The sequence below is a fragment of the Shewanella sp. AS16 genome (assembly GCF_021412365.1).
GTDB classification, from domain to species: domain Bacteria; phylum Pseudomonadota; class Gammaproteobacteria; order Enterobacterales; family Shewanellaceae; genus Shewanella; species Shewanella salipaludis.
In genome coordinates, this window is the sequence record NZ_JAKCLK010000473.1 from 1 (window position 1) to 279 (window position 279).

Genomic DNA, 279 nt, shown 5'->3' on the forward strand with positions numbered 1-279 from the left:
TGTTAGTCACTCTTGCCACCGGGCGCGGTTTGATGTTGGTGGGGGAACCGGGGACCGCAAAATCTCTCCTGTCTGAATTACTGGCAACCGCTATTAGCGGCGATGCCAGGTTAACCATCCAGGGCGGCGCATCTACCACCGAAGATCAAATCAAGTACGGCTGGAACTACGCCCTGCTTATCAATCATGGTCCGTCAACGGAAGCGCTGGTTCCTGCCCCGCTTTACCAGGGAATGCGCGACGGCAAAATCGTCCGTTTTGAAGAGATAACGCGTACAC

The 279-nt window shown here is 55.2% G+C and carries 1 protein-coding gene; it reads left to right on the top strand.

Features of this window, described 5'->3' with window-relative positions; all coding sequences use genetic code 11:
* Positions 1–32: 32 nt before the first annotated feature.
* Positions 33–279, top strand: a 247-nt coding sequence (locus tag LZP73_RS21155; protein WP_234236981.1) for an AAA family ATPase, incomplete at its 3' end; no start/stop codon positions are given.